Origin of the sequence: Brevibacterium sp. BRM-1 (assembly GCF_026802075.1) — a bacterium.
In the GTDB taxonomy this organism is placed as follows: domain Bacteria; phylum Actinomycetota; class Actinomycetes; order Actinomycetales; family Brevibacteriaceae; genus Brevibacterium; species Brevibacterium rongguiense.
The window spans coordinates 1,313,672-1,329,588 of record NZ_CP113788.1 but is presented as its reverse complement, the minus strand read 5'-3'; the positions used below and the strand labels follow the sequence as shown (position 1 = coordinate 1,329,588).

12 protein-coding genes are annotated in these 15,917 nt (G+C 75.0%); 9 read left to right on the top strand and 3 right to left on the bottom strand.

Translation table 11 applies throughout. From position 1 onward, the window contains the following. Positions 1–102 precede the first annotated feature (102 nt). Together BRM1_RS05880 and BRM1_RS05875 are read right to left on the bottom strand one after the other, a co-directional pair. Positions 103–1,137 carry an alcohol dehydrogenase catalytic domain-containing protein gene (locus BRM1_RS05880; protein ID WP_268529241.1) on the bottom strand — a complete coding sequence of 345 codons (1,035 nt, stop codon included), beginning with the start codon at positions 1,135–1,137 and terminating at the stop codon, positions 103–105. 63 nt (positions 1,138–1,200) lie between these two features. Beyond that, positions 1,201–2,115, bottom strand: coding sequence for an ArgP/LysG family DNA-binding transcriptional regulator (locus BRM1_RS05875; RefSeq protein ID WP_268529239.1), 915 nt, complete (start codon positions 2,113–2,115; stop codon positions 1,201–1,203). A gap of 261 nt (positions 2,116–2,376) precedes the next feature. On the opposite strand from BRM1_RS05875, the gene BRM1_RS05870 reads away from it, so the two are divergent. The 9 genes from BRM1_RS05870 (at position 2,377) to BRM1_RS05830 (ending at position 14,656) form a co-directional block, all read left to right on the top strand. Next, a complete protein-coding gene (locus BRM1_RS05870) occupies positions 2,377–3,282 on the top strand; it encodes a LysE/ArgO family amino acid transporter (protein ID WP_268529237.1) in 906 nt (301 codons plus the stop codon). 633 nt (positions 3,283–3,915) lie between these two features. Beyond that, on the top strand, positions 3,916–5,736 hold the full coding sequence (locus BRM1_RS05865; RefSeq protein WP_268529235.1) for an ABC transporter substrate-binding protein: 1,821 nt from the start codon (positions 3,916–3,918) through the stop codon (positions 5,734–5,736). Next, positions 5,733–6,785 carry an ABC transporter permease gene (locus BRM1_RS05860; protein WP_160952074.1) on the top strand — a complete coding sequence of 351 codons (1,053 nt, stop codon included), beginning with the start codon at positions 5,733–5,735 and terminating at the stop codon, positions 6,783–6,785. Before BRM1_RS05865 ends, BRM1_RS05860 begins: the two co-directional genes overlap by 4 nt. Continuing rightward, a complete protein-coding gene (locus tag BRM1_RS05855; protein WP_268529232.1) occupies positions 6,782–7,768 on the top strand; it encodes an ABC transporter permease in 987 nt (328 codons plus the stop codon). The genes BRM1_RS05860 and BRM1_RS05855 overlap by 4 nt, the downstream gene beginning before the upstream one ends. Continuing rightward, positions 7,765–9,537, top strand: coding sequence for a dipeptide ABC transporter ATP-binding protein (locus tag BRM1_RS05850; protein WP_268529231.1), 1,773 nt, complete (start codon positions 7,765–7,767; stop codon positions 9,535–9,537). Before BRM1_RS05855 ends, BRM1_RS05850 begins: the two co-directional genes overlap by 4 nt. Beyond that, positions 9,534–10,913, top strand: a complete 1,380-nt coding sequence (locus tag BRM1_RS05845) for an NtaA/DmoA family FMN-dependent monooxygenase (protein WP_268529229.1) — start codon at positions 9,534–9,536, stop codon at positions 10,911–10,913. The genes BRM1_RS05850 and BRM1_RS05845 overlap by 4 nt, the downstream gene beginning before the upstream one ends. After that, positions 10,906–11,496, top strand: a complete 591-nt coding sequence (ssuE, locus tag BRM1_RS05840; RefSeq protein WP_160952078.1) for an NADPH-dependent FMN reductase — start codon at positions 10,906–10,908, stop codon at positions 11,494–11,496. Before BRM1_RS05845 ends, ssuE begins: the two co-directional genes overlap by 8 nt. After that, on the top strand, positions 11,493–12,509 hold the full coding sequence (locus BRM1_RS05835; protein WP_268529227.1) for an LLM class flavin-dependent oxidoreductase: 1,017 nt from the start codon (positions 11,493–11,495) through the stop codon (positions 12,507–12,509). Before ssuE ends, BRM1_RS05835 begins: the two co-directional genes overlap by 4 nt. Further along, a complete protein-coding gene (locus BRM1_RS05830) occupies positions 12,506–14,656 on the top strand; it encodes an FAD/NAD(P)-binding protein (RefSeq protein ID WP_268529225.1) in 2,151 nt (716 codons plus the stop codon). The genes BRM1_RS05835 and BRM1_RS05830 overlap by 4 nt, the downstream gene beginning before the upstream one ends. Here BRM1_RS05830 and glsA read toward each other — a convergent pair. After that, positions 14,628–15,914, bottom strand: coding sequence for a glutaminase A (gene glsA / locus BRM1_RS05825; RefSeq protein ID WP_268529223.1), 1,287 nt, complete (start codon positions 15,912–15,914; stop codon positions 14,628–14,630). The two genes, BRM1_RS05830 and glsA, sit on opposite strands and share 29 nt — an antisense overlap. Between the last annotated feature and the right edge of the window lie 3 nt (positions 15,915–15,917).

The following is a 15,917-nucleotide window of genomic DNA, read 5'->3' as shown; positions in this document are numbered from 1 at the left end:
GAGGCAGCCTCGGACACGAGCCCAGCCCCAGGCGCCGCCGCGGGCTGCGGCTGCGGCTCCGGCCTACGCCTACGCCTACGCCTACGGCCTACGGCCTACGGCCTACGGCCGGATGAGCGTCATACCCGGCCGCGTGCGCTCGCCCAGCTCCACCAGCGCCTCGGGCACCTCGTCGAGCCCGATGGTCCGCGTGACGAGGTCGGCGGGCCGCAGCGCTCCCGAGGCGACGAGGTCCACGAGCTCCGGATAGTCTGCGGCGGGCATGCCGTGGCTGCCGAAGACGGCGATCTCCTGGCCGATGACCCGGGGCATCGCGGTGACCGGCGGGTGGGCGAAGAGCCCGATCTGCACGTGGCGGCCCAGGGGAGCGGCGGCCAGGAGGGCCGCGTTCATCGTCTCCTCCCGGCCCAGCGCCTCCACGGTCACCGCGGGCCGGCGGCCCGCGGCCGCGACGATCGCGTCCGCGACCTCCTGCGGTGCGAGGCCGGCGGCGTTGACGGTGTCATCGGCGCCGAAGCGCCGGGCGAGGTCGAGCGCACCGTCGGCCACGTCGACCGCCACCGTGCGCGCCCCCAGTGCCCGGGCGATCATGATGGCCGAGAGCCCCACGCCGCCGCAGCCCACGACGGCGGCGGTCTCGCCTCGCTGGAGCCGGGCTCTGTGGTGCAGCCCGCGGAACGCGGTGGCGAACCGGCAGCCCAGCCCGACCACGGCCTCGGCGGGCAGGTCCTCCGGCACCGCGACGAGGTTGTGGTCCGCGGCGTGGATGACCACCTGCTCGGCCCAGGAGCCGAAGTGGGTGAAACCGGGCTGCGTCTGATTCGGGCACACCTGCGCATTGCCGGAGCGGCACTGCTCACACCGCCCGCACCCGCACACGAACGGAGTAGTGACGCGCTGGCCGCGGCGCCACTCGCGCACGCCAGCGCCCACCTGCGCGATTCGGCCGACGAGCTCGTGGCCGGGCACATGGGGCAGGGCGACGGAATCGTCGTGGCCGGCCCAGGCGTGCCAATCGCTGCGGCACAGCCCCGTTGCCTCGACGTCGATGACGACGCCCCCGCTGGGGGCGGTCGGGGAGGGCAGGTCCGCCACGCGGGGGCGCTGGCCGAAGGACTCGAAGAAGACTGCGCGCATGCCCGGCACTCTAATGACCGGCCGGCGCGCGGGCGCGCTCGTCTCATGCGCTCGCGCGCCCGCTCACCAGTCCCGCTGCAGTTCGCTGTCCGCCGCAGCGGCGTGTACGGCCCCTGCGAGCGCATCGAGCGTGGGGGAGTGCATCGTCCACTGGTGCCAGTAGAGGTCGACGTCGTAGGGCTCGGTGCCGGGGATGGGCCGCAGGACGGAGCTGCCCGGGACCAGGCGCCGGAAGGGCGCCGTGGCAAGCGTCCAGCCCAGCTGCCGCGCAGCCCCGAGGACGAGCTGCCGGGCCTCGGGGATGAAGTGCGCGGGCGGGTCCGCCGGCTCGCCGAGCTCGCGGGCCAGGAAGTCGAGCGGGATCGTGTCGCGCGGGTCGTAGCGCAGGACGGGCGCCCGCCCCACCGCGCGGGCCGTCAGCCCCCTGGGGAAGTGGGCGGCGGAGAACCGCGGGTGGGCAAGCGGCCAGTAGCGCCAGGTGCCCAGGTGCTGGGCCGTGGTGCCCGGCGCACCGGCCGGAGCGCTGCTGACGGCGGCCATGGCGATGCCGCGCTGGAGGTAGTCAGCGGCCTGTTGCTCGTCCTCGCGCACGATGTCGAGCAGCAGCCGGCGCGAGCGCGCCACCTCCTCGAGCGCGGGGAGGATCCACGTGGCCATCGCATCGGCGTTGACGACGATGGCGACGCGGGTGAAGCCGCGCACGTGGGTGCGCGCATCGAGGGCGGCCTCCGCATCGTGGGCGGCGATCGCGTACTGCAGTGCCAGGCGGTGGACGATCTCACCCACCTCCGTCAGCGCCACCGGCTTGGTGCGCTGGAGCAGCACGGCGCCCACGTGCGCCTCGAGCGCCTTGAGCCGCTGCGAGACGGCCGAACCGGTGACGCCCAGCTCCGCCGCGGCGGCCTCGATCGTGCCCGCCTCGACCACCGTCGCGAAGGTGTGCAGCTGGGCGGCGGAGAGCCCGCTGAGGTCCGGCATGTGATGCTCCTCACGGTCTGCGATGCGCAGCGGTCCGGGCGAGTGCAAGCGCCCTGGCCAGCGGTGTGGCCGGTGCGGTCCCGGGCACAAATCCTAAGCGGAGCTTAGTTTAGCGAAGAATCATGCGATCGGCTTCGGATGAGGGCGCGCCTAGTGTCGAAGGGTGGCCCGGTCGGGCCGCTTCCACAGCATCGATCGCCTGCGGGCGGGTCCGCCCGCATCCGCAGCCTCGCCAGTGAAAAGGGGTGTCATATGGAGTCCATGAGCATTGTGCTGACCGGGTTCGCCTCCGGTCTCGCGCTGTTCGCCGCAGTCGGCGCGCAGACGATGTTCCTCATCAAGCACGCAGCGGCAGGGCGCCGCATGGCGCCCCTCATCGTCGTCTCGATCGTCTCCGACATGCTGCTCGTCACGCTGGGCGTGGCCGGCATGGGCTCGCTGACCCAGGCGGTTCCGCAGCTCATGTCGATCCTCACGATCGTCGGCGCCGTGTTCCTCTCCGGCTACGGGGCAAGCGCGCTGTGGCGCGCGCTCCGCCCCCGCCGCGCCCCTGAAGAGGGCGCCCGGGAGAGCCTCGATCTCTCCGCCGCCGAGGCGGAGGCCGGGCTCGCCGCGGACCCGGCCGCAGCCCCGGCTCAGGGGGCGGCAGGCGCGCGCCCGGTCGCCGCCGAGTCCACGGCGGGCCCGGCGACCACCGGTCGGGCCAGCACCCTGGTCCGCGAGCGGAGTGCCGCAGCAACCGGGGGAGCGGGCACCGCCGCACCGGCCACCGGGCCGGACGCCGGCGGAGAGGGCCTCTGCGCGGCACACGGCGAGGGCGGCCACGGCCACGGTGCGGTGGGCCGGCTGCTGCGCGGCTCCGGCACCCACCCGATGGTCTCCGCGATCCTCGCGCTGCTCGCGTTCACCTGGCTCAATCCGCAGTCCTACTTCGAGGTCACGGTCATCCTCGGCTCGATGGCCGCGAACTACGGCGACCCGGGCCGCTGGATCTTCGCCGTGGGCCTCTACTGCGCCTCGATCACGTGGTTCGTCGCACTCGGCTTCGGGGCCAAGGCGCTCGGCCGGCTCGTCGTGCGCTACCCGAGGATCTGGCAGCTCCTCGACATCGCAACGGGCTCCGTCATGATCGTGCTCGGCATCGTCCTCGCAGCGCGTCTGCTCTGAGCCGGCGGGCCGGAGCCCGCGGCGCTACTAGGCCGAGGCGGTGGGCGGGAACCAGCGCGCAGCTCCCGCGCACCGCCCGGCAGGGGCTGCTCGGTGCCTGGTGCCCACTGCCCGGTGACCGCCGCCTCGGGTGCTGACGCCTCGGGCGTCTGCTGGTCGCCGCCGCGGGCGTCCGATGCCACCCCAAACCGGCTGCCCACGGGCCGTCGGGACCGCGTTGCGCTGTGTGACACCGGCGGCCACGGCGCGCGGCCCGGTCGCTAGGGTAGGGGAATACCGGAGCGCGGGAACGCGTTGGCCACCTATCGTGGCGATGCCCGCACCGGACAACGGACAGGATGAGCATGATGCCGTTCAAGAACTCGCAGAACTGGGCACTGGCTGCTCGCTTCGAGGCTCTTGACTGTCTCATGCTCGCAGGCGCCACCACGCGAATGTGAGCCCTGGGCACTCGCCCCCGCTCTTCGCGGCGCCGGACGCCGTCCATCTGACTCCCGTGCACCGCGGCCCTCGTCGGCCGCCGCACCCGCGCCCTGTTCGGGGCGGGTGCCCCGCGCCCCCGCACACTGCCGGGGAGGCCCGCGCGGTCCAGGTGAATCGGGAGCACTCGCCTGAGTCCAGGAGTGCACCGTCATGTCCGAGCCCCCCGCACCCCCACATCCCCACCGCAGGCGCACCGTGCGCCCGCAGCCGGGTGAGCGCACCCCGCCCAACCGCTCCGATCGGCCCGGAGAGCCCCGCAGCCGACTCCCCGCTGGGCGCAGTCCCCGCCGCCGTCCGCCCCGCAGCGCGCGCAGCGTGCTCACCGCCACGGTCATCGCGGGCATCGCCGGCGCCATGGCGCTGGCCGGGTGCGGTGCCCCCGCCCAGGCCGGAGCGGGTGCCAACCGCCTACGTCTGGCCTTCGACTCCGACCCGCAGTGCATCGACGGCCAGCAGATGGGCAACAACACGGCCCTCACCGTGGCCCGCCAGCTGACGGACTCGCTGACCGATCAGGATCCCGAATCGGGGGCGATCGTCCCGTGGCTCGCCGCCTCCTGGCGCGTGAGCGCGGATTCCAAGACGTTCGACTTCACCCTGCGCGACGGCGTCCGGTTCTCCGACGGAACGCGCTTCACCGCGGAATCGGTCAAGGAGAACCTCGAGGGGATCGCCGGGCTCAGCGCCAAGGCCCAGCTGGGCTCCACGTACCTGGCGGGCCTGTCGAAGGTCACCGCACACGGCGAGCACCGCGTGACCGTCGCCTTCTCCGCGCCCAATGCGCAGTTCCTCCAGGCCACCTCCACGATGACCTTGGGCATGTACTCCCACGCCACCCTCCAGCGCAGCCCGGAGCAGCGCTGCGCGGGCAGGATCGAGGGCACCGGCCCCTTCACAGTGGGCCGCTACACACCCGGCGACGGCGTGAGCCTCGAGCGCCGCGCCGGCTACGACTGGCCCTCGAGCCGGGCCCTGCACGTGGGCCCCGCCCACGTAGACGGCGTCGACATCGGCATCGTGCCGGAGTCCAGCGTGCGCACCGGCAGCCTGTCGGCCGGCGACATCGACGTCGACACCGCGGTGCAGCAGCAGGACGAAGAGGCCCTCGAGGCCTCGGACTTCACCATCGCAGCCCGTGCCAACCCGGGGCTCGTCTACTCGCTCATGCCGAACGAGAAGAACGCGATCCTCGCCGACGCCGACGTCCGGCGCGCGATCGGCGCGGCCGTCGACCGGCCCGAACTCGCGGCCGTGCTGTCCCACCACCAGGCCCCCGCCACCTCGCTGCTGGCGAAGTCCACGCCCGGCTACCGCGACCACTCCGCACAGCTGGCACACGACCCTGCCCGCGCGGCGGCCCTGCTCGAGCGCGCCGGCTGGCGGGCCGATCCGGCCACGGGCATGCGCAGCAGGAACGGCACGCCGCTGCGGCTGAGCGTGCGCTACTGGCAGACGGCGCCGTTCATCGAGCTCGTCGCGCAGCAGCTGCGCGAGGTCGGCATCGACCTGCAGCTGAAGAAGTCGACGCTGGCGGAGACCACCGCCGCGCGCGCCGCCGGCGACTACGACCTCGAGTTCTCCAACCTCACCCGTGCCGATCCGGACATCGTGCGCACCCTCTTCGATGCCCGCGGCCGCAACATCAACCAGCGCGCCCCCGGCCGCGTCGAGGAGCTGCTCAACGCCTCGGCGGCCCAGCCGGACCAGCGCAGGCGCGGTGCGCAGGTGGACGGCGCCGTCACCGAGCTGCTCACCGCAGGCCACGCGATCCCCCTCGTCGAGCTCTCGGGCGTGATGTCCGTGCGCCCCGGCGTCCGAGACCTCGACTTCGACGCCTCCTCGCGGCTCCAGCTCTACGACACGAGCCTCGCTGCCGCCGGCGCCCAGGCGCCCACCAGCATGCGGGCGCCCGCCGCCCCTCAGGCTGCCGACTCCCGGGCCGCCGCCGCTCATGAGGGGAGCCGCCCATGAGCGCGCGCGGCACCGGTGCGCGCGGCGCGGCGCTCTTCGCGCTGCGGCGCGGCCTCCACGGTCTCGTCGTCCTCTGGGCGGCGTACACGCTGAGCTTCCTCATCCTGTCCGCCCTGCCCGGCGACCCGGTGACGATCATGCTGGGCGCCGCGGGGCAGGCGGCCGGAACCCCCGAGCAGGTCGCGGCCCTGCGCGCCGAGCACGGCCTCGACCGGCCGCTGGCCCTCCAGTACCTCGTGCAGCTGGGCGGGATCGTGCGCGGTGACCTGGGCACCTCGTACACCTCCGGCCAACCCGTCGCGAGCCTCATCGCCGCCGCCGTGCCGACCACGGTGGAGCTGGCGGTCTGGACGCTGCTGTTCGCGCTGCTGGGCGGCGGCGCCCTGGCGCTGACCGCCTCGGCTTCCCGCAGCCCGCGGCTGCGCGGCCTGCTCGCGGCCCTGCCGGGTCTGGGCGCGTCCCTGCCCACGTTCTTCACGGGCCTTGTGCTCCTGCAGGTAGTCGCCTTCCGCCTGCGGCTCATCCCGGCACTCGGCGCCCACGGCTTCGCCGGCGTCGTCCTACCGGCGCTGACCCTGGCCCTGCCGATCGGCGCGATCGTGGCGCAGGTGCTCTTCCGCGCCCTCGAATCGGCATGGGATCAGCAGTTCATCACCACCTACCGCGCAGCGGGGCTCAGCAGGCCCCGCCTGCTGCTCGCACACGCCCTGCCGGTGGCCGCGCTGCCGCTGCTCTCGATCGCCGGAGTGCTCGCGGGCCAGCTGCTGGGCGGGGCCGTCGTCGTCGAGACGGTCTTCACCCGCAACGGCCTGGGCCGCCTCGCACAGACGGCCGTGGCCAATCAGGACATCCCCACCGTCCAGGGCATCGTCGTCCTCTGCGCGGCCGTCTTCGTCCTCGTCAACCTCGCGGCCGACCTGCTCTACCCGCTCGTCGACGCCCGTACCCGCCCCGCCGCCGACCCGCGGGCCAGGCGCACCCCGCTTCGCCGCAGCCGGGGGCGCACCGCGCCCCAGCAGCCCGCCGTCCTCCAGGAGGCCCGCCCATGAGCACCACGGCTCCCAGCACCGCGGGTTCCAGCCAGGCGGTTCCCAGCCCAGCGGCCACCGCTTCTCCGGCCCCCGCCTCGGCGGCGGCCGACGGCATCCCCGCTGCCGCAGTGGCGGCCGACGCCCACGGCAGCCACACCGCACCGGCCCGGTTGCCCCCGGCACGGTGGCTGTCCCGCCTGCCCCGCCCCAGTGCGGGCACCCTCCTCGCCGCCACCGTGCTCGTCCTGGCGCTCAGCTGGGCGCTCGCCCCCAGCGCCTTCGCCCCCGGCAATCCGCTGCTGGGCCAGCCGCGCGAGCGCCTGCAGGCCCCCGGCCTCGCCCACTGGTTCGGCACCGACCACCTAGGCCGGGACGTCTACACGCGCACCGTCCACGGCGCTGCGGTCTCGCTGGGCACCACGGCGCTTGCGGTCCTCGCCGCATTCGGCATCGGATCGGCGGCCGGCGCCACCGCGGCAACCGCCGGCGGCGTGGCCGAATCGCTCATCATGCGCACCGTCGACGTCGCACAGTCCATCCCCGGGCTGCTGCTGTCCATGGCGGTCGTGACGGCGCTGGGCTTCGGGCCCGTGGCCATCGCGCTGGCCGTGGCCGCGTCGTCTGCGCCTGCCTTCGCGCGGATCGCCCACGGGGAGGTGCTGCGCTGGCGCTCCTCCCTCTTCGTCGAGGCCGCCCGCCTCAACGGCGTGGGTGCAGTCCGCACGGTGGTGCGCCACGTGCTGCCGCACGCCGCCGGCCCCGTGCTCGCCCTGGCGGCGGTCGAATTCGGCACCGCGATCCTCGCCGTGTCCGCGCTGAGCTTCCTGGGCTACGGGGCCCCGCCACCGCAGCCCGAATGGGGTCTGCTCGTCTCCGAGGGACGCGACTACCTCGCCAGCGCCTGGTGGCTCACGGCCCTGCCCGGGCTGGCCATCGCCGCCGTCGCCCTGTCCGTCAACCACCTCGCCCGCCGCATCGGAGCCCAGAGGAGGCCCGCATGAGCCGCACCGCACCCGCGCCCGTCCTGGAGCTGTCCGACCTCACGGTGGCCTACCCAGCGGCCCCCGCTCCCGCAGTCGACGGTGCTGCGCTCACCGCCCGGCCGGGCCGCACCGTGGCCCTCGTGGGGGAGTCCGGCTCCGGCAAGTCCAGCCTGGCGGCCGCCGCCGCGGGACTCTCGGTCCCCGGCGCCCGTGTGCGGGCCGCCGTCCACACCGTGGGCGGCGTCGACATGCGCGGCGCCGGGCAGCGGGCGTGGCGCGCGGTGCACGGCTCGGTGCTGGGGTTCGTGCCCCAGGACGCGGGCACCGGGCTCAACCCGGTGCGCTCCGTGGCCGGCCAGCTCGCCCACACGCTGCGCACCCGCGGCGCCCGGCGCCGCGAGGCCGCGGAGCGGGCCGCCGAGGCGCTGGCCGGCGTCGGCCTCGAACCGCGCCTGCACGGGCGGCGCCGGCCGCACGAGCTCTCCGGCGGCCAGCGCCAGCGCATCCTCCTCGCACTCGCCCTGGCCGGCGAGCCGCGGCTCGTCATCGCCGACGAGCCCACCTCCGCCCTCGACGTCACGGTCCAGCGCCAGGTCCTCGACCTGCTGGCCGAGCGGACCGCGCGCGCCGGGGCGGCCCTCGTCCTCATCACCCACGACCTGGGGGTCGCGGCCGATCGCGCCGATGACGTCCTCGTCATGTCCGGCGGCCGCATCGTCGAGGCCGGGACCGCCGCGCAGGTGCTGGAATCCCCACGCGAGCCCTACACGCGCCGGCTGCTCGCGGCGGCGCCCGGCCTCGATGCGCCCCGGCTCATCGCCGCCCCGCGCGGCGGGCCGGCGCAGCCCCAGGAACCGCCGGTGCTGCGCGCCGCAGGCCTCGTGCGCGACTTCGCCCACGGCGGTGGGAGCGTGCGCGCCGTCGACGGGGTGTCCCTCGAGCTGCCGCGCGGGCGCACACTGGGCATCGTCGGCGAATCCGGCTCCGGCAAGTCCACGACGGCCCGCCTGCTGGTGGGCCTCGAACCCGCGGACGCGGGGGAGATCGAGCTGCTTGGCACCCCCGTCACCGGGCGCCGGGCCGAGGCGGTGCGCCTGGCCCGCCGGGTGCGCTTCGTCCACCAGGATCCCAGCGCCTCGCTCGATCCGCGCCGCAGCGCCGGCGACTCGATCGCCGAGCCGCTCGCGGGCTTCGGAATCGGCACGCGCGCCGAGCGCCCGGCGCGCGTGCGCGCACTCCTCGAGCGCGTCGCACTGCCCGCCGACGCAGCCCGGCGGAGGCCGGGGGAGCTCTCCGGCGGCCAGCGGCAGCGGGTGGCGATCGCCCGTGCCCTCGCCGTCGACCCGGAGGTGGTCGTCCTCGACGAGCCCGTCTCCGCCCTCGACGTCTCCGTCCAGGCGCAGATCCTCGAGCTCCTCGCCGGACTGCAGCGCGAACTCGGGCTCTCCTACGTCTTCATCAGCCACGACCTGGCGGTGGTGCGCCAGATCGCCCACGACGTCCTCGTCATGGCCCAGGGGCGGGTCGTCGACGCCGGCCCCACCGAGGAGGTCTTCGCCGCGCCCACCGCGCCCACGACCCGCGCGCTGCTCGCCGCCGTGCCCGGCCGCGCCCAACGACCCCCGTCCGCTGGACCCGCCACGGCCGCCGGGGCGGCCCCGCCGGGCGCTCCCGCGTCGGGGCCGCCCGCCGCCGGCCGCTCGCACCTCGTCCCGTCGCACCCCGACCGCAGTCCCGACCCTTCGCAACCGCCCAGCCGCACCGCAGCACAGATCGGAGCACGATGACACAGCGCCAGGTCCACCTCGCCGCCCACTTCCCGGGCGTGAACAACACGACCGCCTGGTCCGACCCGCAGGCCGGGTCGAACATCGCGATCGACAGCTTCACCCACCTCGCCCGCACCGCCGAGCGCGGCCTCTTCGACTTCTTCTTCCTGGCCGAGGGCCTGCGCCTGCGCGAGCACAAGGGGGAGATCTTCGACCTCGACGTCGTCGGCCGGCCGGAGACCGTGACCGTCCTCGCCACCCTCGCCCAGGCCACCGAGCGCATCGGCCTGGCAGGCACGCTCAGCGCCACCTTCAACGAGCCCTACGACTTGGCGCGCAAGCTCGCCACGCTCGACCACGCGTCAGCCGGCCGGGCCGCGTGGAACGTGGTGACGACCTCCGATGCGTTCACCGGCGAGAACTTCCGCCGCGGGGGGTTCCTCGCCCACGCGGACCGCTACCGGCGCGCGGAGTCCTTCATCTCCGCTGCGCGCACCCTGTGGGAGGCGGGCACGGACTCCACCGGGGGCGACTTCGCCTACCGCTCCGACTTCTTCGACATCGCCGGGCACTGGCCCCTGCCGCGCTCGCGGCAGGTCCACCCGGTCGTCTTCCAGGCGGGGGACTCGCCCGCAGGCCGGGACTTCGCGGCCGGCAGCGCCGACGTCATCTTCACCCGCCACTCCTCGCTGGCCGACGGCCAGGCCTTCGTCGCTGACATCGACGAGCGCCTGCGCGGCTACGGCCGGGATCCGGGGTCGCTCAAGGTCTTCCCGGGCGTCACCTTCGCGCTCGGCGACACGGACGCCGAGGCGCGGGAGGCCTCCGCGCACATCCGCCGCCAGCAGGTGTCCGGGCCCGGTGCCATCGCGTTCCTCGAGCAGACGTGGGGCCGCGACCTCACGGCCTATGATCCCGACGGCCCGCTGCCCGACATCGAGCCCGACTTCGACAACGAGGGCCTCGCCCGCGGCCGCGTGCGCCATATCAAGGACCCGCGTCCCACAGTGGAGAAGTGGCGCGCCCTCGCCGAGGCCAAACGCCTGTCGATCCGCGAGCTCGTCATCGAGGTCTCCGCCCGCCACTCGTTCGTGGGCTCGCCCGCGACGATCGCCGAGGAGATGAACCGCTTCGTCCAGGCCCGCGCGGCAGACGGCTTCATCCTCATCCCGCACCTGACCCCGGGCGGCCTCGACGCGTTCGTCGACCGGGTCGTCCCGGAGCTCCAGGAGCGCGGCGTCTACCGCGACGACTACCCGGGGGATACGCTGCGCGCCAACCTGGGCCTGCCCGCGGCCCGGCCCGAGGCGGACTGGGAGGCGCAGCGGCGCACGGCCCGTGCCTCGGCGGCCCACGAGGATGGGCTGCCGCGCAAGGAGGGCGCCCGTGGCTGAGGTCCTCATCATCTCCGGCAGCCCCGCCGCGCCGTCGAGCACGGACGCACTGCTCGAGCACGCGGGCGCGCACCTGGCGGCCACCGGCCACAGCGGCTCGCTGCTGCGGGCGCGCGAGCTGCCCGGCGAGGCGCTGCTCGCCGGCGACACCGCCCACCCGCAGCTCGCCGCCGCCCTGGACCGGGTGGCAGGCGCGGACGCCGTCGTGCTGGGCTCGCCCGTCTACAAGGCCACGTACACCGGGCTGCTCAAGGCGTTCGTCGACCTGCTGCCCATGGACGCGTTCGCGGGCAAGCCGGTGCTGCCGTTCCTCACCGGCGGCAGCCCCGCGCACGTGCTCGCGCTCGACTACGGGCTCAAGCCGCTGGCCGTCACGCTGGGCGCCACCCACGTGGCGGACGGCCGCTTCGTGCTCTCCGCCGCCATCGACAAGCACGTGGACCCGGACGCCGGCGGCCCCACGCTCACCGATCCGAAGGTCGCCGACGACATCCACGCCGCGCTCGCGGCCTTCGAAGCCGAACTCGACCTGCGCGCCCCCGCCGCCCGGCTGGCGCGCCGCCACCAGGAGGCAGCCTCATGACCGCACCCGCACAGCCGATGACCGCCGCGCCCAGCCCTGCTCGCCCGGTGCACGCGCCCGCCGCCGTGCGCATCCCCCTGGCCGCCGCGGCCGAGCCCGCCGCGCAACTGGCGCAGCTGCGCGAGGCAGCCCGGCGCCTCGAGGCTGCGGGGGTCACGTGGCTCGTCCTGGGCGATGACGGGCAGTCCGGCTTCGACGCCGTGACCGTCGCCGGGTGGCTCGCCCCGGCCACCGAGTCCATCGTGCTCGTCCCCGAGGCGCCCGTGACCCACGCGGAGCCGTTCCACCTGGCAACCGCCACCGCGACGCTCGACCACGATTCGCGCGGCCGCGCGGGCTGGGCGCCGATCGCCCAGACGAGCGAGGCCGCGGCCCGGCTAGTGGGTCGGCGGCCCGCCGCGACCGCCGGCGCGGCGTGGGCCGAGGTGCCCGTGGTCGCCGAGGCGGTCACGGCGCTATGGCACTCGTGGGAGCCCGATGCGATCGTCCGCGACGCGGCGACCGGCCGGTTCGTCGACCGCGAGCGGCTGCACTACGTGCGCTTCACCGGCACCGATTCCGTGGGCGAGGAGTTCACGATCACCGGCCCGTCGATCGTCCCGCGCCCCCCGCAGGGCACGCTCCCCACGCTCATCCGCGTGACCGGCCCGGAGACGGCCGAGGCCGCGGCACAGGCGGCGGACATCGTCGTGCTCGCCGAGGCGCCCGGCGCAGCCGGATGGGATGCCGCGCCCGCGGAGGACCGCACCGTCCTGCGGGCACTGCACGCCCAGGAGCTGGACACCGCCGGGGCCGAGCTGTCCGAGGTGCTCGTCGACGTCGCCGATGCGGCGGGCGCGCTGCGCCTGGCCGAGTGGCTGGGCAGTGCCGAGCGCGGCGGGAATGCCCCGGCCCAGGCAAGCGGGCGTGCCCCGGCCCAGGCAAGCGGGCGTGCCCCGGCCGAGGCAGGCGGGTCCGAGACGGAGCTCCAGAACGGCGAGCCCCGCAACGGAGAGCAGGGGACCCCGCGTTGAGCGCTGCGCTCGCGCAGGCCCCTGCGCGCCTCGTGTTCGTGGGAGGCGGGCCCAAGACGACGGGCCTGCTGCTCGCCCTGGCCGCTCTGGGCCGGGCGGATCGCGGTGCGCTGCCCACCCGCCTGCGCATCGATGTCGTCGAGCCCTGCGAGCCGGGGGCGGGCAGGATCTGGCGCCGCGACCAGGACCCCAACCTGTGGATGAACTCGCTGGCCGAGGACGTGACGATCTTCGCCGACGACACGCTCGAGCCCGCGCCCGTCCCGGGCCCCAGCCTGCACGAGTGGGCCGGGGGCACGCTGTCCGCCGGGGAGTTCGCCCCGCGCCGCAGGCAGGGCGACTACCTCACCGCGGCGTTCGACGCTGCGGTGGCCGCGCTTCCGGACGGGCTGAGCGTGCGCGTCCACCGCGGCACGGCCGCGCAGGTCCGCAGGGCACCGGGCGGGCGGCAGGAGGTCACGGTCGAATCTGCCCACCCCGGTCAGGAGGGAGGCCAGGGCAGGCCGCTGCGCCTGAGCGCGGATGCCCTCGTGCTCGCCCAGGGCTTCGTGGAGGTCGAGCCCGACGCCGCCACGACGGCACTCCAGCGCGCGGCGCGCGCCCGCGGCCTGACCTACGTGGCACCGGGCTACACCGCTGACGTGGACCTTCGCGTGCTGCCCGCGGGCGCCGATGTGCTGGTGCGCGGGATGGGCCTTGCCTTCATCGACGCGCTCATGATGCTCACCGCCGGGCGCGGTGGCACGTTCTCCCGGGGTGCGGACGGCCGCCTGTCCTACGCCCCGAGCGGCCGCGAGCCCATCCTGTGGGCCGGTTCCCGGCGGGGCATGCCCTACCGGCCCAAGCTCGGCTACCGGCCGGAGGGGATGCGCCTGGCACCGCCGCGCTACATCGGCGCCCAGCTGCTCGAGGCGCTGCGCGGGGAGGACGGCTTCGTCAGCGTCGAGGGCTCCGCGCTGCCGCTGCTCGAGGCGGAGATGGCCGCCGCGCACTACATCGAACTCGCCGGCCGCCACCCCGAGCGGGTGAGCGCGAGCGCCGACGACTTCACGGCGCTCATCGATCGGCAGGTTGCGGCGCTGGTCGCCGGCGATGCCGCCGCGCGGCGCGCCGCGCAGGAGGCACTGGACGCCCTGGTCGAGCGGGCGGTTGCCCAGCCGGCCGACCGATTCGACCTGGGCGCCCTCGATCGCCCGCTGGACGGTGTGCGCACCGATTCCGCCGCCGCCCTGGGGGAGGCCATCGCGGGTCACATCGAGGCCGAGCTCGCGCGCGCGGCGGACCCGCACTACTCACAGGACTCCGCGGTCTTCCACGCGCTCGTCTCCGGGTACTTCGCGCTGCGCGAGCACGTCAGCTCGGGGATCTTCACCCCCGAGGACCGCATCCGCAGCTTCGACGGTCGGCTGCACGGGCTCTTCTCCTTCCTGGCCTCGGGGCCGCCGCCCGAGCGGCTCGAGGCGCTGCTCGCGCTGGTGCGGGCGGGCATCGTCCGCTTCGTCGGGCCGGACATGAGCGTCGAGGTGGGCGACGGCGCATTCGTCGCCCGCTCCAGCGGCCACGGCGAGGCGCTGCGCGCGCCCGCCCTCCTCGAGGCCCGGCTGGCGCCCGTGAGCGCGGCGCGCGCGGCCGACCCGCTGCTGCGCGGCCTCCTCGCGGAGGGCTCCCTGCTCCTCGAGGCAGGCGCCGGGCACGCGGCGAAGTTCGTCACCGCCCCGAGCGGGCGCGCTATCGGGGGCGATGGCCGGCCGGTGCCCGACCTCTTCCTCGTGGGCCCGTCCGTGGCGGGGTCCGTGGGCGAGGCGTTCGCGCGGCCGGGCACGAACTCGCGCGTCTTCCGCGACAACGCCCGGCTGGCGAGGGAGATCGCCGGGCAGCTGGCTCAGCCCGGTGCGCGCACGGGCGACGCAGTGGGCGCCGGTACCGGTGACGCCGGGGCTGAAGCGGCCGGCGACGAGGCGGCCGGTGGTGACGCCGAACAGGCCGGCACCGAACCACACGGCACCGAACCGCGCGATACCGAACACGCCTGCGCCGAACCGCGCGGTGCCGAAACGGGCCGGGCCGCGAGCGCGGCTGCACGCCCGGCCGGGCGCGCCCGGCGGCGGGTGCGGGCGCTCAGCCGGTCGGCGCCTCGGCCGCGGTGAGCGCGCCCCGCGGGCGGGAATCGAGTCGGCGCAGGCCGGTGACCTGATCCTCGCCGGCTGTCAGGCGCTGGTGGGGGTCGACGATGACGATCCCGTGGCCTTCGGCCGTGAGGCTGCGCATGCCCGTGAGCAGCATCTTCGCCCCCGCCTGGGCGATCGAGGGCACGAGCGTGAGGTCGATGATGACGTCGTCGCTGCCCGGCGGGATCTGGGCGAACCGGCGCAGGGCCATCTCGGCCGTGGGGAAGTCGAGGACGCCCTGGAGGGCGACGAGCTTCGAGCCGTCGGCGGTGCGGCAGTGCTGGCCGATCGCATTGATCGTGGGCGCGGGGATGGCCATCATGTGCATGCCCATGTCCTTGCTCATCTGCTCGAAGGCCTGGACACCGCGCACCGAGTTGCCGAACGCGTCGAGGCGCGGGGAGAACGTGCCGATGCCCACCTGTCCGGGCAACGCGCCCAGGATCCCTCCGGACACCCCGGACTTGGCGGGAATGCCCACGTGGGAGAGCCAGTCGCCGGCCGCGTCGTACATGCCGCAGCTCGTCATGACGGCCATGACCTGCTGGGCGATCTCCGGGCTGACGACGCGCTCCTGGGTGAGCGGGTTCACCCCGCCGCGTGCCAGCGTCATGCCCATGACGGACAGGTCGTGGACCGTCACCCGCACCGCGCACTGGCGGGTGTAGCCCAGCACCACGTCGTCCGGGTCGTCCTCGATCTTGCCCGCGGCGCGCATGAGGGCGGCCAGCGCCAGGTTGCGCCAGGCGTCCTCGAGCTCGGAGGCGCAGGCGCCCTCGTCCACCGTGAGCTCGCGCCCGGCGAACTGGGAGAGGCCCTCGACGATGAGGGCGGAGCGCTGGGCCGCGGAGGCATCGGGCCCGCCGATGAGCGCGTGCGTGGTGAGCGCCCCGATGTTGATCATGGGGTTCTCCGGCCGGCCCGTGTGCTCGTCGAGGGAGATCTCGTTGAACGCATCGCCGGAGGGCTCCACGTCCACGGCGGCGTTGACGGCCTCGAAGCCGCGGTCGCGCAGCGCCAGCGCGTAGGCGAAGGGCTTCGAGATCGACTGGATGGTGAATTCGCGCAGCGCATCGCCGGCGGAGTACTGCGTGCCGTCGGGGGTGCACAGGGCGATCGCGAAGGGCTCCGGGTCGGCCTCTGCAAGCTCGCGGATGTAGTCCGCCCGCTCACCCGAGCGGTTGTCGAGGCAGCACTCGTAGATGTCGTCGAGGTAGGTGGTGACGGGGGTCTGCATGGT